The sequence below is a fragment of the Marinimicrobium sp. ARAG 43.8 genome (assembly GCF_050113635.1).
Lineage (GTDB): Bacteria > Pseudomonadota > Gammaproteobacteria > Pseudomonadales > Cellvibrionaceae > Marinimicrobium.
On sequence record NZ_JBNJLT010000003.1, the window covers coordinates 332,660 to 351,915 of the forward strand.

The window sequence follows — 19,256 nt, forward strand, 5'->3', positions numbered from 1 at the left end:
CGCGGCGATTGAACCTTCTGCGGGGGGACGCACTCCATAGTGCCGGTATGTACAGTGGCGGCATGTACAGTGGCTTTATAATATAGTCGGGCAATCACGGTGATGAGTAAGGGCGGTATCATGAGCGATAAGAGAGGCGCGTCTTGAGCAGTACATCGCTGAATCGCAACCACCTCGGCTGGTTCTGGGCCGCGTTGTTGACGGTGTCCCTGTTGGCGTCATCCTGGGTGCAGGCGGCGGATGTGGAGAGCGTTCGTCTCTGGCGCGCGCCGGACCACACTCGCTTGGTGTTTGATTTAAGCGCTCCAGTGGAACATAAGCTGTTTACGCTTTCCGGGCCGGAGCGCGTCGTTGTGGATGTGGCGGGCACTCACCTGAAAGCCTCTCTGGACGATCTGGAATTGGAGAATACACCCATTCAGCGTGTTCGCAGTGCGCACCGCAGCGATGGCACATTGCGGGTGGTGTTTGATTTGAAGCAGAGCGTCCGCCCCAAAAGCTTTTTGCTCAAAAAACACGCCGACACCAATGACCGGCTGGTGCTTGACCTGCACGATCAGGGGAAGTCCCGCGCCGAAACCCTGGCGGATAAAACGCCGACTCGTACCGGTGGGCAACGCGATGTGGTGATTGCGGTGGATGCCGGTCACGGTGGAGAAGATCCCGGTGCCATTGGCCCCGGCAACCTCTACGAAAAAACCGTGGTGTTCGACATCGCACAGCGCCTGGTCAGAGAGCTGAATGAACGGCCCGGTTATGAGGCCAAGCTGGTCCGCACGGGTGATTATTATGTTCCCCTGAGAGAGCGGCGCAATATTGCGCGAAAAATGCAGGCCGATCTGTTCATTTCGGTGCACGCCGATGCGTTTACCCATCCGTCCGCTAACGGCAGCTCCGTGTTTGCCTTGTCGCGCCGGGGCGCTACCAGTGAGACGGCTCGCTTTTTGGCGGAACGGGAAAACGAAGCCGACCTGATCGGTGGTGTGGGCAGTGTGAGTCTGGAAGACAAGGACGAAGTGCTGGCCGGTGTATTGGTCGACTTGTCCATGACCGCGACGCTCAACTCCAGCCTGACGGTGGGGGATGACGTGCTTAAATCCCTCGGCTCTATCTCCCGGTTGCACAAACCCCGTGTGGAGCAGGCAGGCTTTGCCGTGCTGAAATCCCCTGATGTGCCGTCGATTCTGGTGGAGACGGGATTTATTTCCAACCCGGGCGAAGCGCGTAAACTGTCCACGGCGCAATATCGGGCGCAGATGGCCAACCGGATCGCCCAGGGTGTGCAACGCTACTTTGAGCGACAGCCCCCTGCTGGCACCTATCTTGCCAGTCGCGGGCAGAGTGGCACGGGCCGTGAGTACACCATCACCAGCGGCGATACTCTCAGCGGTATCGCCCGACGCCATAATGTCAGCATTGACGCGATTCAGCGCGAAAACAACCTGGATAACCATGTGATTCAGGTAGGACAGGTGCTTAAAATTCCATCCCGTTAACCCGTGACCATGCCGTCGGCGTGGTCCCATCGCTTTAGAGAGTCCATGACCAGAATTCAGCTACTCAACCCCCGTCTCGCCAACCAGATCGCCGCCGGTGAGGTGGTTGAGCGACCGTCTTCCGTGATCAAGGAGCTGCTGGAAAACAGCCTGGATGCGGGCGCCACTCGGGTGGAAGTCGATGTGGAGGATGGCGGTATCAAGTTGATGCGCGTGCGGGACAACGGCGGTGGCATTGACCGGGACGACCTGCCTCTGGCCTTAAGCCGTCACGCCACCAGCAAAATTCAGGAGCTGGACGATCTGGAAGCCGTAGCCACCCTCGGCTTTCGCGGCGAGGCGCTGGCCAGTATCAGCTCTGTGGCGCGTTTGACACTGACCAGCAACACCCGGGATGAGGGCGCGGCCTGGCAGGTGAGCGCTGAAGGACGGGACATGCGTGCCGAACTCGCGCCGGCGGCGCATCCGAGAGGCACCACTGTGGAAGTGCGGGACTTGTTTTTCAATACACCCGCCCGGCGCAAATTTCTGCGCACTGAGAAAACCGAGTACAACCATCTGGACGATGTGATCAAGCGCCTGGCGCTGTCTCGTTTTGATGTGGGTTTTACGCTGAGAAATAACAGTCGGGCCGTCTACAGTTGGCGTTCCGCCGATGGCCAGCTGGAGCGTGAGCGGCGTGTGGCCCAGGTTTGTGGTCCGGCGTTTATGGAGCAGGCGCTGCATATTGATATTGAACGCTCTGGGCTGCGGCTTTGGGGGTGGGTGGCGCAACCGAGCTTCAACCGAAGCCAGGCTGACCTGCAACACTTTTACGTGAATGGACGGGCTATTCGCGACAAGCTGGTCGGTCACGCCGTTCGGCAAGCCTATCAGGACGTTTTGTACCACGGTCGCCACCCGGCGTTCGTGTTGTACCTGGAGGTGGATCCGTCCACGGTGGATGTGAATGTGCACCCGACCAAGCACGAAGTCCGTTTTCGGGATAACCGCCGGGTGCATGACTTTATCTTCAGCAGTCTGCACCACGCGCTGGCCCAGGTGCGACCAGGCGACCGGCTGGCAGAGCGGCCCGATTCCGGCACCGCATTGAGTGGCGCTGCGGCGGGCGAGTTTCAGCAGGCACCGATGGGGCTGTCGACAGGGGGTGGTGCGTCGCCTGCGGGCAACGGCGGTGGGGGTTATTACCCGTCCTCCGGCAGCCCGGGTCCGGAGCGGGTGACAGAGCAAATGCGTCATTACGGTGAGCTGCACCGCCCGTACCCCGGATCGGCCCCATCTCCATCGGTGTCCGCCCCTCCAATGCCCGAGGCCGAAGCGGAAGACATTCCTCCCCTGGGGTATGCGATCGCCCAACTCAAAGGGATCTATATCCTGGCCGAAAATGCCCAGGGGTTGATTATCGTGGACATGCATGCGGCGCATGAGCGAATCACTTACGAGCGGATGAAAACCGCCTTTGCCGAGGGTGCTCTGCAAACCCAGCCACTGCTGGTGCCGGAAAGTATTGCCGTGAGCCAAAAAGAAGCCGATTGCGCCGAGCACAGCGTCGAGATGTTTACGCGCCTGGGTTTTGACGTTCAGCGAGCCGGGCCCGAAAGCCTGCTGGTACGGCAAGTGCCCGCGTTGCTCAACCGCGCGCCGGTGGCGCAACTGGTGCGTGATGTGTTGTCGGATCTGATTGAGTACGGCAGCAGCGAGCGCATTCAGAACCGTATGAATGAGTTGCTTTCTACGATGGCGTGTCATGGCTCTGTGCGTGCCAATCGCCGTCTGACGATTCCGGAAATGAACGCATTGTTGAGGGATATGGAGGCGACCGAGCGCAGCGGGCAGTGCAATCACGGCCGCCCGACCTGGGCGCTGCAGTCACTGGATGAGCTGGATAAGTTGTTTATGCGGGGGCAGTAGGGTGGGTCGGTGAACGGGTGTGGACGTCCGGCCAGAAGAGCGGGTTTACCTTGGGTAGACCCGCCGTAAACCCATCCCTGGGGGCTTCATGTCGGCATCCATGCCTCCAAGAGTCTACCCAAGGTAAACCCGCTCTTCTGGCCTCAGTGCCATAATCCCCCGATAGTGCCACACCGATACCCGACATGAGCGATCAGTTTGCTCGTAGGTGTGCCGGGCTGCTCCCTCCGGAGACTCTTGGAGGCATGGATGCCGACATGAAGCCTACAGGGAAGTATTCACGGCGGGTCTCCGGAGGGAGCAGCCCGGCACACCGGGTTAACTACAGCGAGCATTGATCTGACCAGTATGACCTTGAATATAAGACATCCATGACCAATAAACCGCCCGTTCTCTTTCTCATGGGGCCCACCGCCTCCGGCAAAACCGATCTTGCCGTAGCGCTGCGCGACCACCTCCCCGTCGAACTGATCAGCGTCGACTCCACGCTCGTCTATCGAGGCATGGACATCGGCACCGCCAAGCCCAGCCCCGCCGAACTGGAGCGCGCTCCGCATCGGCTTATCGACATCCGCGATCCGGCCCAACCATACTCCGCCGCCGACTTCGTGGCCGACGCTGAGCGCGAGATTGCCGATATTCAACGCACCGGGCGCATCCCCCTGCTGGTCGGCGGCACCATGCTCTACTTCAAGGCGTTGCTGGAGGGGCTGGCCGCTATGCCCGAAGCCGATCCGGCCATTCGGGCCGACATTGAGCGCCAGGCCGCCGAACATGGGTGGCCGTATATTCACCGTCAGCTGGAAGCCGTCGACCCCGACACCGCCGCCGAGATTCACCCCAATCACTCCCAGCGATTGTCCCGGGCCTTGGAGGTCTACCGGGCGAGCGGTAAAACCATGAGCGAGCTGCGTCGAGAGCAGCGGGATAGCGCAGCGCCCGATTTTCAGGAACGCTTTTCCGTGACGCAAATAGCTATCGCTCCCAGGGATCGGAGCGTTCTGCATCAACGCATTGCGCAACGTTTTGACATCATGCTGGAACGAGGGCTGCTCGATGAGGTCCAAGCGCTCCGAGCACGCAGTGATCTGCATCCTGCTTTACCGGCGATTCGGGCCGTGGGCTACCGACAAGTCTGGGAGTATTTCGATGGACTTGACGGAGTAGGCGAGGCGGTCTCCCCGGATCGAATGCGGGAGCGCGGTATTATCGCTACCCGGCAATTGGCCAAACGCCAGGTTACCTGGTTGCGCGGCTGGCCGGGGCTCAAGTGGATTTATACGCAACGCGAATCAGGGCAGGCTCTGGAGTTGCAAGAAATTGTAAAGAGTACCTTGAATTATATGGGTATTAAGACCATATAATAGCGGTGTGAGAATCCTAGTCAGTTTTTCATGCTTTTATGGCCGCCCCCTTACTTCGAACACTCCGAGAGGTTCAGAGAAGACTTAGGCGGATAAACTTCTATCTCGATAAGGAGAATAACCATGTCAAAAGGGCATAGTTTACAAGACCCTTACCTGAACGTCCTGCGTAAAGAACGTGTACCGGTATCCATTTACCTGGTAAACGGCATCAAATTGCAGGGTCAGGTTGAATCGTTCGACCAATTCGTGGTCTTGCTGAAAAACACCGTCAGCCAGATGGTGTACAAGCATGCCATTTCCACGGTTGTACCGTCTCGCGCTGTGCGTGTGCCCCTGCTGAATCCGGCAGAAGGTGAAGGCGAGGATGCGTCAGCCGAGTAAACTGCCTCTGAGGTAACTGCTTGTTTTTTGATCGTCCCGATTCCGGTGAACTGGCGGTGCTGGTTCACCTGGAACTTTCCCACGGCCAGGCGCCGGAAGACCCCCGAGAATTCGAAGAGCTGGTGCTATCGGCCGGTGGTGACCCGGTGGCTCTGGTCGGTGGCCAGCGCGCAGCTCCCCACGCCAAATACTTTGTTGGTACCGGCAAGCTTGAAGAGCTGCGGGCGCTGGTTAAAGAGCACCGCGCCGAACTGGTGATTTTTAATCATACCCTTTCTCCCAGCCAGGAGCGTAACCTGGAGCATACCCTTGAATGCCGGGTACTGGACCGCACCGGGCTGATTCTGGATATTTTCGCCCAGCGGGCTCGCACGTTTGAAGGTAAGTTGCAGGTAGAGCTGGCACAATTGCGGCATATGTCCACCCGGCTGGTACGTGGCTGGACTCACCTTGAGCGCCAGAAAGGTGGCATCGGGTTGCGCGGGCCGGGGGAAACCCAGCTCGAGACGGATCGCCGTTTACTGCGAGGCCGGATTACGGCCATTGAAAAGCGGCTGGCCAAAGTGCGCACCCAACGGGACCAGGGGCGGCGCTCTCGCCAGCGAGCGGATATTCCTACCGTGTCGCTGGTGGGCTATACCAACGCCGGGAAGTCGACGCTGTTCAACCGTATTACCGACGCCAATGTCTACGCCGAAGATCAACTCTTCGCGACCCTTGACCCGACCATGCGCCGCCTTGAAGTGCCCGATGTGGGCGCCCTGATCCTGGCGGATACGGTGGGTTTTATCAGTCATTTGCCGCACAAGCTGGTACAGGCCTTTCGCGCGACGCTGGAAGAAGCCAGTAACTCCAGCCTGCTGTTGCACGTGATTGACGCGGCCGCCGATGAGCGGATGCATAACATCGAGCAAGTCGAAGAGGTGTTGGCGGAAATTCAGGCCGCCGAGTTGCCCCAGTTGCGGGTGTTCAACAAAATTGACCTGATGGGAATGGCCCCTCGCATTGACCGGGATGATAACGGCAAACCTGTGGCGGTTTGGTTGTCGGCTCAGACGGGGGAGGGGGTAGATCTGTTGATTGAGGCGATCTCAGATGCGCTCGGACGCGAAATGATCGCGGGCCAGGTGGTGTTACCACCGCACCAGGGGCGCCTGCGGGCCAAGCTTTACCAGCAGCAGGCTGTAGCGTATGAAGAGCATCGCGAAGATGGTAGTGTTGCTCTGGATATCCGGTTGCCCAAAAGTGATCTGATGCGGCTGCTAAGCGCCGAGCAACTGCGGTTTGAGCAGTTGCAATGGTCCCGGCGCGACGGTTCTGGCCGAATCGCCTGTTAGAGGCACCACTGCATTTGATAGAATCCAGCGTCTGCTAACGCGCGGGCGCCGGATAGTGCTGCGTGCAAAGAATACCGACCGGGGAGGTGCCGATGGGCCTCCCGGGTTTCAAATTTGACCTTCAGTGGAGAGAGTGTATGGCCTGGAATGAACCGGGAGGTGGGGGTAAAGACCCCTGGGGGGGCGGCAATAACGGCGGCCCGCCGGATCTGGATGAAGCCTGGAAGAAGTTTCGCGGTCGCCTGGGCGGCCTGTTTGGCGGCTCTGGCGGCAATAATGGTGGCGATGCCCCAAGTGGTGGCAGTGGCGGTAGTGTGTTGCCGATCATCGGCGTAGTACTCGTGGTGGCGGCAGCGATCTATGCGGTCATGGGTTTTTACGTGGTCGATGCCAAAGAGCGGGCGGTGGTGTTGCAGTTCGGTGCTTTTCAGGAAATCAAGGACGCCGGGCTGCGCTGGAACGCGCCGTTGATTACCACGGTGTTTGTGGAAAACGTGACGGAAGAGCGTCAATATCCTTCCCGTGGTCTGATGCTGACCGAGGATGAAAGCATTGTGGAGTTGCCGATTACGGTGCAGTACAACGTGCACAATGTCAGGGATTATGTGTTGAATGTGCGGGATCCCGAAAACAGCTTGCGTCAGGCGGCCGATAGCGCTCTGCGCCATGTGGTCGGCTCCAGCGAAATCAACCAGGTGCTCTCCGGCGGGCGCCAGCAAATTGCGGATTCGGTGCAGGAGCGGCTGCAGGACTACCTGGACAGCTACGGTACCGGCATCGCGGTGCGGGAAGTGAATATTCAGGAGGCGCGGCCCCCGGAAGAGGTTCGTGACGCCTTTGATGATGTGATTAAGGCGAAGGAAGACGAGGAACGTCTTAAGAACGAAGCCCAGGCTTACGCCAATTCGATCATTCCGGAAGCGCGCGGTCAGGCACAGCGAATGATTGAGGAGGCCGAGGCTTATCGCGCCCGGGTAGTAGCCGAAGCTGAGGGTGAGTCCCGTCGCTTTGAGTTGCTTATGACCGAATTCGAGAAATCGCCAGAAGTGACTCGCCGCCGCCTCTATATCGATGCCGTGGAGCAGGTGCTGACCAAGGCCAGTAAGGTTATGGTGGACGTTGAAGGTGGTAACAACATGATTTATTTGCCACTGGATCGCCTGCAGCGTTCGGGCAGTAATAACGACGCTTCCAGTGGTAGTGGCAACAGTGGTGCTTCCGCGACCAAGTCGGCAGAGCGCCTGCGGGAAGTGACCGAGCGAGTGAGTCGTGAACTGAATCGTGCACCGACTCGCACGGTGCGAAGTGACGTCCGGGGGGATTTGCGCTGATGACCAATAAAAGTCTATTTGCCCTCATCCTGGTGGGCGTCCTGGTGTTGCTGGGAGCGAACACTGTCTACATCGTCAACGAGTACGAGCGTGCGGTAGTGCTGCGTTTCGGTGCGCTGGTCAACTCGGACGTGCAGCCGGGTGTGCATTTCAAAGCCCCGTTTGCCGACCGTGTGCGGAAGTTTGATGGTCGTATCCTGACGGCTGATGCGCGGCCCGAAAGTTTCTACACCGTAGAAAACAAACGCTTGATAGTGGATTCCTACGCCAAATGGCGTATTGTCGACGTGGCGGCTTATTACAAGGCCACCGGCGGCCAGGAAGACGTGGCGGACGCCCGTTTGGCCTCTCGTGTAGCGGACGGCTTGCGCAACCAGGTAGGACGTCGCACCCTGCACGAGGTGGTTTCAGGGGAGCGCGACAAGTTGATGACGGACCTTACCGAAGAGCTGAATATCAGTGCCCGGGAGTTGCTCGGTGTCGAGGTGATCGATATTCGGGTCAAACGCATTGATTTGCCCGATGACGTGAGCGATTCGGTGTTTGATCGCATGGCCGCCGATCGTGAAAAGGAAGCCCGGGAGTATCGGGCGACGGGTCGAGAGCAGGCGGAAGTGATTCGTGCTGATGCGGATCGTCAGAAAACCGTACTGCTGGCGAATTCGTACCGGGATGCGGAGTTGCTGCGCGGTGATGGTGATGCCCGGGCGGCGGCGGTGTTTGCCGACGCTTTCAACAAGAACCCCGAGTTCTTCGCCTTTGTACGCAGCCTTGAGGCTTACAAAAAGTCGTTTAGTGCAGGAAATGACCTCATGGTGGTTGACCCCAGCAGCGAGTTCTTCCAGTACCTGAAAAACGCTGAAGGGCAAAATTAGCGACTTTGCGGGCACCATTTGGTCGCAAAAAGTGCTAAAATCCCGCCGCCGGGCGCGTTAAGCGCCCGGTTTTTTGTGCCCGGTTTGGTCCGGTTAGGTAATAGTTGAGAGGCCGCCATGTGGGACGATGTGTTGCGCGCCTTCTGCCTGATGCTGGTGATCGAAGGCATTATCCCGTTTTTATACCCCCAGCGTTGGCGCCGTGCCGTGGCCACTTTGGCGTTGATAGATGACCGCCGGCTGCGCTTCATCGGGCTGGGGAGCATGCTCGTGGGTGCCGGTGTGCTCTGGCTGTTGCGTTAACTGGACACCGACACCCTAAACCCAACAACTGTTCGAGTCTGTTATGACCTATGCTGACCGCTGGCTCCTGCCCGACGGTATCGAGGAAATGCTGCCCGCCGAGGCCGAAGCTGTTGAAGGCCTGCGTCGACGGTTGGTAGATCTGTACCGTACCTGGGGCTACGACCTGGTGATCCCGCCCTTGCTGGAATACACCGATTCTCTGTTGATCGGCCTGGGAAGCGATGTCGATTTGCTGACCTTCAAGGTGACCGATCAGCTCTCTGGCCGCACGCTGGGTATCCGCGCAGACATTACTCCGCAAACGGCACGGATGGATGCCCACAGCTTTACCCGTCAGGGGGCGAACCGGCTGTGTTACGCTGGACACGTGGTCCACACCCGCCCCAAAAACCCGCTTGCCACCCGCACGCCGATTCAGGCCGGTGTGGAATTCTTCGGGGAGCCCGGTGCCCGGGCCGATATTGAAGTGATTTCTTTGCTGCTCGAATCATTGAAGCTGGCCGGTTTACCGTCTTTACATATTGATCTCGGCCACGTGGGTATTTACCGCGCCCTCGCGGCGGCCGCGGAGCTGAGCCAGGAGCAGGAAGACGCCTTTTTCGGACTGTTGCAACGCAAGGCAGTGACCGAGATTCAGGCCTGGGTGGAAGAGCACCTGGGTGGCTCTGCGCTCGCGCCAGTATTCCTGTCATTGTCCGGACTGGCCGGAGACCGTTCGGTCCTGGAGCGGGCGAGACGTCTCTTTGCCGACTGCCCCTCTGAAGTGTTGCAGGCGGTCGATCAGCTGGAACAGGTGGCGGCGGTGGTTGCCGCGCGCTACCCGGACGCGGAATTGTATTTCGATTTGGGAGAGCTGCGCGGTTATCACTACCTGACCGGTTTGGTGTTCGCGGCATTCGCCCCCGGTTATGGCAATCCGATTGCCAGTGGTGGGCGTTACGATCACATTGGTGAGGTGTTCGGCCGTTCCCGGCCCGCCACGGGTTTTGCCGTGGATATCACCGCCATCAATAAGTTGGGGCTGATTCAGGCCCCTCCCGCCTCGGGAATATGGGCGGCAGAGTGCGATGATCCCGCGCAGTGGCAGGCGGTCCAGGCGTTACGTGCCGAGGGGTACCGTGTGGTGTGTGGTGTGGAAACAGACCCACCGGCGGATTCCGGTTGTGATTGCCGTCTTATCGAGCGGGATGGTCGTTACCAGACGGTGCCGCTGGCGTGATCGACAGCGCTACCGGCGGGCTTCTGCCCGCCACTATTCGCCGATTAACATTCAATGTATCAAAGTGAGTTGCACAAACATGGGTAAGAACGTCGTGATTTTGGGCACCCAGTGGGGTGACGAGGGCAAAGGCAAGATCGTCGACCTGCTGACCGATCAGGTCTCTCTGGTGGCCCGCTTTCAGGGTGGTCACAACGCTGGCCACACGCTGGTCATCGACGGCAAAAAAACCGTACTGCATCTGATTCCGTCTGGCATTTTGCGCTCTGATGTCACCTGCTTGATCGGCAACGGGGTGGTGCTCTCTCCGGAGGCGTTGTTCAAGGAAATCGCCGAACTTGAAGCCAAGGATGTGCCCGTTCGCAAGCGCCTGCGCCTCTCGCCAGCCTGCCCGCTGATTTTGCCCTATCACATTGCGTTGGATCAGGCCCGGGAAGTGGCCCGGGGCAATGCCAAGATCGGTACCACCGGTCGCGGTATCGGCCCGGCCTATGAAGACAAGGTAGCCCGGCGAGGGCTGCGCCTCGGCGATTTGCTGTATATGGAACGCTTTGAAGCCAAACTGCGTGAAGTGATGGATTACCACAACTTCATGCTGGAGAAGTATTACGGTGTGGACGCCGTGGATTACCAGAGCGTGTTGGAGACCTGTCGGAACTGGGCGGAAGAGCTACGGCCGATGATTGCCGATGTGACCGAACTGTTGCACACGGCCCGAGAACAGGGTGATAGCATTTTGTTCGAAGGCGCTCAGGGGTCCCTGCTGGATATCGACCATGGCACCTATCCCTTTGTGACCTCTTCCAATACCACCGCTGGTGGTACCGCTACGGGCTCCGGTTTCGGACCTATGTATCTGGACTATGTTCTGGGGATTACCAAGGCCTACACCACGCGTGTTGGCTCCGGGCCGTTCCCGACGGAACTGGACTGCGAAGTGGGTCAGCGCCTGGGGGAGAAGGGGCACGAGTTCGGCGCGACCACCGGGCGCAAGCGCCGTTGTGGCTGGTTCGATGCGGTGGCTTTACGCCATGTGAACCGCATCAACAGTATTACCGGCCTGTGTCTGACCAAGCTGGACGTGCTGGATGGACTGGAAACCGTCAGCATCTGCGTGGACTATCAGGATGAAAACGGCCGCTCCGTGGGCATCCCCTTTGATGCCGAGGGCTGGGACGCCATCAATCCGGTCTATGAAGAACTGCCCGGTTGGCAGGAGTCCACCGTGGGCGCCAAGACGCTGGCTGAATTGCCGGAAAATGCCCGCGCCTATATTCGCCGCCTGGAAGAGCTGTTGGATACTCCCGTTGATATTATTTCCACCGGGCCGGACCGTGTGGAAACCATTGTATTGCGCCATCCTTTCTCAGCCTGATGAAGCGTTAAGCGTTCGGGGGCGGGCCCTCTCTCTGGCCCTGCGCCCCGGCAAAGCTCTGAGACGGTGATCGCGCGATTGCCCGCGTGAGGTTGTGTTGTATGAGCCTGTTGCCGCCCTCTCCCTGCCGACGTTCCATCGCTGCGCTCTGCCATATCCTGCTGGGGGCTTTTCGCCCATGCCATGCTGTTCGAACCGTCGGTGTGAGCCAGGTTCTGGCGTACCTGATTCTGACTGGCGGCGTGCAGGCGGGTACCGGTATGGCGCCGGAGCCGCATTTTGATGTGGTCGTGCTGGGAGCCAGCGGAGGTTTGGACGAATCCCGCTTGTCCGCCTATTTGGTGTCTGCCGCTGGCCAAGAGGCCTATCTGGCTCTGGATGCCGGTACTCTGTACAGCGGTGTACAGCGCTGGCAGGAACGGCAAGGGTTGAGGGCTGACCCGGAGACCACCGGCGCATTTATTCAGCAGCGTATTAAAGGGTACGCGCTCAGCCATGCGCATATCGACCACATCGCCGGGCTGGTCACCTATTCCACCGACGACAGCTCAAAGCCAATCTATGCCTTGGCACCCACGGTTGATACGCTGGTAAACCATGTGTTCAATTGGAAGGTGTGGCCCAACTTCGCCGATCGGGGCGTGAAGCCGCTTCTGGGTAAATACCGATACACGGAGGTGGAGCCTGGGGCACCGTTAAGCATTCCTGGTACCGGGTTGACCCTGACCGCGTTTCCGCTTAGTCACGGTGTGGGCATGACCTCGACGGCCTTCCTGCTGAACTATAGGGATAACTATTTATTGTATTTTGGTGATACCGGACCGGACGAGCTTGAGACGGGCGGGCGCATCGGCGCGGTATGGGAGGCGGTGGCACCACTGGTTCGTCAGGGACAACTCAAGGCGGTGTTTCTCGAAGCGTCCTACCCGAACGCCCAGCCTGATGAGCATCTCTACGGTCATTTAACGCCCCGCTGGCTGATGGAGGAGATGCAGTCGCTCGCCCTTCGGGTAAACCCCGAGGCACCGGCGCAGGCATTGTCGAGGCTGTCGCTCGTAGTCACCCATATTAAACCTCAGCGCGTGGGCAATGCCGCGGCCCGAGAAGTGGTAAGCGCTGAAATTCAGGCATTGAACTCCCTAAACCTGACCGTCATTGTGCCGGAGGCGGGGCAAAGCCTGTCTTTTTGATGCCGTATTGTAGGTCCCGGCTTAAACCATACGGAAGCATCGAACCGGTGCTCTTTGCGGTTTTATTCGCGGTACGTATCCGCATAATGTTGCTTGCGGTAAGCCAGAGGAGTCATGCCCATCATGCGCTTGAAGTGGCGAATAAAGCTGCTGTGATCATAAAAACCACAATCCAGCGCGATATCGGAAATCGGTTCGTTGCTTTCCTTGAGACGATCACTGGCGATCAGTACCCGTAGCCGGATCAGATACTGAGAGGGGCTGGCGCGGAAGGTATCCCCAAACCGACGCTCCAGTTGCCGCTGTGAAAAACCAAAACGCGTGGCGATATCGGGGATGCTCAGTGGCTCCGCGTAATTGGCGCGGATATATTCCACTACCTGAAAAATGGGCTGCTCTGGGTGATCCAGCATGCGCTCATAACTCTGCACGATACCGCAGAGCCCGCATACCTCGCCATCCAGGTCGAACAGCGGCAGCTTCTGTGTAATAAACCACTCCGGCAGGCCCTCGCGGGTGGGGAACAGCTCTACCAGGTTGAGTAAAGGCGAGGCCTGGCTCATTACCGTCTCATCGTCACGCCGGAACTTCTCTGCCATGTAGGGCGGAAAAATCGCGTGATCACTTTTCCCCGGCAGCTCTTGTGCCGAGCGGCAGCCACAGTGCTCGGCGAACGCCTGGTTGCCATTCATGATGACCCCTTCCCGGCTTTTTACGAAGTACATGACATTGGGCATGTAATCGAATAGCCGCGATGGGGATCGTTTGGGGTCGAGGCGTGAAAACCATTCATCCGGCAAATTCATGTCGAAATAATACAATTATGGTACGACTACGTACAAGCGTTATTCAGTGCCTGGCGCTAGGATGGAACCAAATCATAAACACCTTAAAGCAGGATGTTCCCTAATATGAAATTCGGCGCCAGCACTTGGCTTTGGACCTCCCCCTTTACGCATGAGCGTATTCCGCTACTGGAAAAGATCGCCGCCATGGGTTTTGACTTTGTCGAGATCCCGGTGGAAGACCCCGATCATATCGAAGCCTCCCATATTGGGCCGGTTCTCAAGGATCTTGGCCTGGAGGCTGTGATTTGTACCGCCGTCACCGCCGAGCGCGACTTGAGCGCGGTGGACCCTGAAGCGCGTAAGCGCGGGCTACGCTATTTTGAAGCCTGCCTGCACATGGCCGAAGGACTGGGCGCGGAGTGTGTTGTAGGGCCGCTTTACGCCCCGGTGGCCAAAGCGAGACTCGACACCGACGCCCTGCGGCGAGCGGAGTGGGAGCGCTCTGCGACCAGCCTTTCTCAATTGTGCGACACTGCCGCGGCCACCGGGGTAAAGCTGGGCCTGGAGCCGCTGAATCGTTTTGAAACCGACATGGTGAACACCGTGGAAGACGCGCTGCACCTGGCCGACGAGGTCGGCAGCGAATATCTGGGCATTTCCCTGGATACCTTTCATATGAATATCGAAGAAACCAATTTTTGTCGCGCGGTCAAGCGAGCGGGCCGCAAACTGTTCCATGTGCAGGTATCCGACAGCCACCGTGGTGTGCCCGGTGATGGCAACAGCGATTGGGCCGGCCTGCGCGACGGGCTGCGAACCATTGGTTACGATGGAAAAGTCGCCATTGAAAGTTTTTCTCCAGATGCGTCCAGTCTGGCGGCTGCCGTGTGTATATGGAAACGCTTTGCCGTAACACAAGACGATTTTGCCCGCGATGGCCTGGCTTTTTTGCAGCGCTGGTGGGCCACCGAGTCTCCCTGATGACATTATCCTGATAAGAGGGTTTTCACTATGAGTAAATTGCGAGTAGGTTTGGTAGGGCTGGGCTTTGGTGCGGAATTTATTCCTATCTACCAGGCGCATCCGAACGCTGAGGTGGCAGCAATTTGCCAGCGTGATCCAGACAAGCTGAAGAAAACCGCCGAGCAGTTTGGTATCGAAGGCGGACTGTACACCTCTTATGAGGACATGCTGGCCGATCCCTCTGTGGACGCTGTGCATATCAACACCCCAATTGCGGATCATGCGCGTCATTCGCTGATGGCGCTGGAGGCGGGCAAGCATGTGGCCTGTACGGTGCCCATGGCCACCTCGGTGGAAGATTGCGAACGTATCGTGCGGGCTTCTCGCGAGAGCGGGCGGGTGTATATGATGATGGAAACCGTCGTTTACAGCCGCGAATTTTTATTTGTGAAAGAACTCTATGAGAAAGGTGAACTCGGCAAAGTGCAGTTTCTGCAGGCCAGCCACCAACAGGACATGGACGGCTGGCCGAGCTATTGGGAAGGTATGCCGCCAATGCACTACGCGACTCACTGTGTCGGACCGGTTTTAGGACTGGAGCGCAAGTTGGCCAAGTCGGTTTCCTGCGTAGGGTCTGGCCGGATTCGTGAAGAACTGGCTGCGGTATACGGCTCGCCATTTGCGATCGAATCCTGTCATATCCAGTTGGAAGATTCCGATGTCGCTGCACAAATTCACCGCTCCCTGTTTGACACTGCGCGGCAGTATCGAGAGAGCTTTAATGTGTATGGTTCCAAGAAGTCCTACGAGTGGCCATTGATTGAAGATGAAGACCCGGTGATGCACACCCTGGGTAAGCCTGAACCGGAAATTCCCGAGCGTGTAGAAGTGCCGGACTACGCCGAACGTCTTCCCGAGCCGATTCGTCGTTTCACTGGCCGGGGCGTCTATGATGCCGATGAACATCAGCACTTGAGCTTTACGCAGGGCGGCGGCCATGGTGGCTCGCATCCGCATCTGGTCGATCAGTTCGTCAAGGCCGTGTTGGAAGGGCATGATGCGTACCCCAACGCGGTGGAGTCGGCCAATATCAGTTGTGTGGGCATTCTGGCTCACGAATCGGCAATGGCCGGCGGTGAGCCGAAAGCCATGCCGGAGTTCACTCTTGCAAAGAAATAACACTATGAAACTACGTGATAATAATGACCGGATTAGTGGTGTGCGGCTGGCGTGTGGGTTGTTGGCGGCGCTGGGTGTTGTCTTTTCTCTGAGCAGTAAGGCGAGTGAAGACGGCGTTATTGATTTACTGTTTATCGGGCACGATGAACGGGAGGGGAGCGGGTATCATCTCTCCCACGTTTACGCGCCGCGCTTCAACGAATCTCTCGGGAAAGAAAAAATTCGTATGGATTACCGGGAGAATCTGAGCCTGCTGACGGATGAGGGCTTGGAAAACGTTGATGCGGTAATGCTCTATGCCAACTACGAGCACCTTTCCAGTGAGCAGGAATCGGCGCTGTTGCGGTTTGTGGAAGAGGGAGGTGCGTTCCTGCCGATTCACAGCGCCAGCGCCTGCTTCGGTGACTCCGACGCGTACGTCGCGTTGGTCGGGGGGCGTTTCCATAGCCACGGTATGGAAACCTTTACCACTCGCATTGCACCGGGCCAGGAAAATCACCCAGTGGTGCGCGGGTACGAAGGCTTCGAAACGCGCGATGAAACCTACGTACACAGTGATCATAATGAGGACGGTCGAACCGTTTTGATGTTGCGCGAGGATGAACCCTGGACCTGGGTGCGCGAGCAGGGTGAAGGCCGGGTATTTTATACCGCCTACGGTCATGACGAGAACACCTGGGAGCAGACCGCATTCCACGACCTTCTGATTCGCGGCATTCTGTGGAGCGTGGGTTCCGAAAAGCGCGAAGCTAACCGCGCACTTGTTGCATCTTTGCCGAGCACGGATTACGAGGCAAAAGATACCATTCCGAACTACCGGAAAGTCGAACCGGCACCGCGCCTGCAGCGACCTCTCGAACCCGAGGGCTCCGAAGCGCTCACCATGGTGCCCGAAGGGTTTGAATTGCAATTCTTTGTGGGTGAGCCCGATATTGCCAAACCTATCACCTTCGCCTGGGATGACCGCGGACGTCTGTTTGTCGTGGAAGCGGTCGATTATCCGCACGGTCTGCAGGAAGATGGCAAAGGTAAAGACCGTATTAGTATTTGCGAGGACACCGATGGCGATGGTCGAGCCAATGGCTGTAAAGTGTTTGCCGATGGCTTGAATATGGCCACCGGGTTAGTGGCCGTTGATGGTGGCTGGATAGTGTCTCAGGTGCCGCACTTTTTGTTTCTGAAAGACACCAACGGAGATGATCGGGCGGATGTTCGCCGCGTGATCAATGATGGTTGGGGAACGTTTGATACACACGCAGGCCCCTCCAACCTTGCCTACGGTCACGATAACCATATTTGGGGCGCTGTCGGCTATTCGGCGGTTGAGAGTGAAGATCAAGGCAAGTTCCAGAATGGCGTGTATCGTATGAACGTTGACGGTTCAAACATTGAGCCGATTGGGCAGTTCAACAATAACACCTGGGGCCTTGGCTTAAGTGAAGACTTCGAGGTTTTTGGCTCTACCGCGAATAATGCTCCCGCCTGGCATGTGCCGGTGTGGCGAAGCTTTGTGTATGGCAGGCACGAAGAAGTGCCGCCTAAAATGGCTGCCAAAATCGATAGCTTCTCCCAGGTATTTCCGGCGACGCCCAACTACTTGCAGGTAGATGCGCACGGCCGATACACCGCTGGTGCGGGTTTCAATCTTTATACCGCCAGGGCCTTCCCGGAACGCTTTTGGAATCAGGGCGCTTTTATTGGTGAGCCCACCGCGCATTTGCTCGGCCAGTTCTTTTTGGAGAAAGACGGCTCCAGCTATCATGCCTGGAATGGTGGCTCCTTTATGACGAGCACCGATGAGTGGTTTTCTCCCGTCGATGCGCGGGTCGGCCCCGACGGTCAATTGTGGGTGGCGGACTGGTATAACTTTATTATCCAACACAACCCGACGCCTACCGAAGAATCGGCCGGCTTTGACACCGAAAACGGAAAAGGCAATGCGCATGTGAACCCGTTGCGGGATCATACTCATGGTCGCATCTACCGTGTGGTGGCTAAAGATGCGCCGAAGAGTCAGCCTTTGAACCTGCATCAGGCGTCGACGGAAAAACTAGTGAACGCCCTGTCGAACGACAACATGTTCTGGCGGATAACGGCGCAACGCAAACTGGTTCAGGAGCAGCGCCGGGATGCCATTCCCGCCCTGCGCGCCATTTTAGAGGGAGAACCGACCATTGATGCTGTCGGGCTGGATGTGGCGGCCATTCACGCTATCTGGACGTTGCAAGGGTTGAAGGCGTTTGATTTGAGTGACGCTGAAAGCGTAAGCGCCGTTGAACAAGCACTGCAACACCCGGCCGCTTCGGTTCGCAAGAATGCGGTGCGGGCGTTGATTGAAAGTGGCGGCGATGAAAATCTGGCGGGGGCAGCGGAACATCTGCTCGATGACGATCCGGGTATCCGCTTGTGGGCGCTGTTGGCGATCAGTCTCCAGTCGCCGTCCGAGGCGGCGGCCCATCAACTGCTGGAACATCGCGCTGAGTTGACGGAAGATCAGTGGCTGGCCGAGGCGTTCGTGCAGGCCGCGCTGCGTCACGGTGCCGATTACTGGTACGCATTGAGTGGCGGTGATTACCAACGCGGTAACCGTTTTCTGGAGGGTTTCGAGCGTGCCGAAGACACCCCGGAATACGTGCTGACTCGTCGCTACCTGTCGGCGCATGCTGATAACTTTGCGGATGTGATGGCAGATTGGCGGTCATTGTCGGGAGAGCGGCTTGAACCGATGAGCACAGCGGTGGTTGACCTCTGGCTGGATCAGCAACGACAGCCGAATGAGGCGGAGTTACAGCGCTTCCAGACTTTGATCGACAAGCTCGACAGCAATGCGCAAATGGCGCTTAAACTGAGAGCCTCGGGGCTGGCTTTGGACTTTGATAAGGTCTCGGCGGAAGCCTTTGCCGAGTATCACGCCGAACACGCGTTCGAAGCCGACATTTGGAACTGGGGGCCGCCGGAGCGAGGCAAACCTCTGTATGTTCAGCATTGCGCGAGCTGTCACGGTGGTCAGGCGGGAGGTGACCAGGCGTTAGGCGCACCATCTCTGGCTGGCATGGATAATTGGTACGTGCAAACGCAACTGCAAAAATTTCTAGCGGGCTTGCGGGGTACGCACTTCAAGGATCCCGATGGCATTTCCATGCGTGCCGCATTGGATTTCATGAAAATACAAAACGATCCGAACGATCAGATTTCATTCCTGGCCCACTACCTCGAAACACTGGAGCCGGTCGATCAGCCGGAAACGGTGGAAGGCAATGCGCAGCGGGGTGAGTCACTCTATGCCAGCTGTGCCTCATGTCACGGTGCTGGCGGCGAGGGGAATCAAGCTCTGGGAGCACCACCCATTGCCGGTCAGGCGGACTGGTATTTGAAAAAGCAACTCGACAAGTATCGCTCCGGTGCCCGTGGTGGAGACCCGCGTGATACACACGGTCAGCAAATGGCGAATTTTGCCCGAGCGCTGCCGGATGAGCAGGCTGTGAAAGATGTGGTTGCGTATATTCGCACGCTGGAAGTGGCGGAGTAACGCTGCTTG

The 19,256-nt window shown here is 58.0% G+C and carries 15 protein-coding genes; 14 read left to right on the top strand and 1 reads right to left on the bottom strand.

Features of this window, described 5'->3' with window-relative positions; translation table 11 throughout:
* Positions 1–143: 143 nt before the first annotated feature.
* The 11 genes from ACQCLF_RS08705 to ACQCLF_RS08755 all read left to right on the top strand — a co-directional run bounded on the left by ACQCLF_RS08705 (position 144) and on the right by ACQCLF_RS08755 (position 12,788).
* A complete protein-coding gene (locus ACQCLF_RS08705) occupies positions 144–1,496 on the top strand; it encodes an N-acetylmuramoyl-L-alanine amidase (RefSeq protein ID WP_426986304.1) in 1,353 nt (450 codons plus the stop codon).
* Between the two features lie 45 nt (positions 1,497–1,541).
* Positions 1,542–3,407 (top strand): DNA mismatch repair endonuclease MutL, encoded by a 1,866-nt coding sequence (gene mutL, locus ACQCLF_RS08710; RefSeq protein WP_426986306.1) that lies wholly within the window; start codon positions 1,542–1,544, stop codon positions 3,405–3,407.
* A 371-nt stretch (positions 3,408–3,778) separates the two neighbouring features.
* Positions 3,779–4,771, top strand: a complete 993-nt coding sequence (gene miaA, locus ACQCLF_RS08715) for a tRNA (adenosine(37)-N6)-dimethylallyltransferase MiaA (RefSeq protein WP_426986308.1) — start codon at positions 3,779–3,781, stop codon at positions 4,769–4,771.
* A gap of 123 nt (positions 4,772–4,894) precedes the next feature.
* Positions 4,895–5,155 carry an RNA chaperone Hfq gene (hfq, locus tag ACQCLF_RS08720; protein ID WP_426986310.1) on the top strand — a complete coding sequence of 87 codons (261 nt, stop codon included), beginning with the start codon at positions 4,895–4,897 and terminating at the stop codon, positions 5,153–5,155.
* Between the two features lie 20 nt (positions 5,156–5,175).
* On the top strand, positions 5,176–6,492 hold the full coding sequence (gene hflX, locus ACQCLF_RS08725) for a ribosome rescue GTPase HflX (RefSeq protein WP_426986312.1): 1,317 nt from the start codon (positions 5,176–5,178) through the stop codon (positions 6,490–6,492).
* Positions 6,493–6,629: 137 nt separating this feature from the next.
* Entirely contained in the window at positions 6,630–7,823 is a 1,194-nt protein-coding gene (gene hflK, locus ACQCLF_RS08730; protein ID WP_426986314.1) for an FtsH protease activity modulator HflK, read from the top strand.
* Positions 7,823–8,698 carry a protease modulator HflC gene (gene hflC / locus ACQCLF_RS08735; RefSeq protein WP_426986316.1) on the top strand — a complete coding sequence of 292 codons (876 nt, stop codon included), beginning with the start codon at positions 7,823–7,825 and terminating at the stop codon, positions 8,696–8,698. The genes hflK and hflC overlap by 1 nt, the downstream gene beginning before the upstream one ends.
* Positions 8,699–8,815: 117 nt before the next feature.
* Entirely contained in the window at positions 8,816–9,001 is a 186-nt protein-coding gene (locus ACQCLF_RS08740) for a DUF2065 domain-containing protein (RefSeq protein WP_426986318.1), read from the top strand.
* A gap of 43 nt (positions 9,002–9,044) precedes the next feature.
* Complete coding sequence (locus ACQCLF_RS08745) at positions 9,045–10,223, top strand: ATP phosphoribosyltransferase regulatory subunit (RefSeq protein ID WP_426986320.1); 1,179 nt, start codon at positions 9,045–9,047, stop codon at positions 10,221–10,223.
* Positions 10,224–10,302: 79 nt separating this feature from the next.
* On the top strand, positions 10,303–11,598 hold the full coding sequence (locus tag ACQCLF_RS08750) for an adenylosuccinate synthase (protein ID WP_426986322.1): 1,296 nt from the start codon (positions 10,303–10,305) through the stop codon (positions 11,596–11,598).
* A 101-nt stretch (positions 11,599–11,699) separates the two neighbouring features.
* Entirely contained in the window at positions 11,700–12,788 is a 1,089-nt protein-coding gene (locus ACQCLF_RS08755; RefSeq protein WP_426986324.1) for an MBL fold metallo-hydrolase, read from the top strand.
* A gap of 62 nt (positions 12,789–12,850) precedes the next feature.
* On the opposite strand, the gene ACQCLF_RS08760 is transcribed toward ACQCLF_RS08755, so the two are convergent.
* Complete coding sequence (locus ACQCLF_RS08760; RefSeq protein WP_426986326.1) at positions 12,851–13,594, bottom strand: helix-turn-helix domain-containing protein; 744 nt, start codon at positions 13,592–13,594, stop codon at positions 12,851–12,853.
* Between the two features lie 105 nt (positions 13,595–13,699).
* Between ACQCLF_RS08760 and ACQCLF_RS08765 the strand changes: the two genes are divergently transcribed.
* The 3 genes from ACQCLF_RS08765 to ACQCLF_RS08775 are packed head-to-tail and all read left to right on the top strand — an operon-like array spanning position 13,700 to position 19,247.
* On the top strand, positions 13,700–14,557 hold the full coding sequence (locus ACQCLF_RS08765) for a sugar phosphate isomerase/epimerase family protein (protein ID WP_426986328.1): 858 nt from the start codon (positions 13,700–13,702) through the stop codon (positions 14,555–14,557).
* 30 nt (positions 14,558–14,587) lie between these two features.
* Positions 14,588–15,718, top strand: a complete 1,131-nt coding sequence (locus ACQCLF_RS08770) for a Gfo/Idh/MocA family protein (protein WP_426986330.1) — start codon at positions 14,588–14,590, stop codon at positions 15,716–15,718.
* 4 nt (positions 15,719–15,722) lie between these two features.
* A complete protein-coding gene (locus tag ACQCLF_RS08775) occupies positions 15,723–19,247 on the top strand; it encodes a PVC-type heme-binding CxxCH protein (protein WP_426986333.1) in 3,525 nt (1,174 codons plus the stop codon).
* The last annotated feature ends 9 nt before the right edge of the window (positions 19,248–19,256 follow it).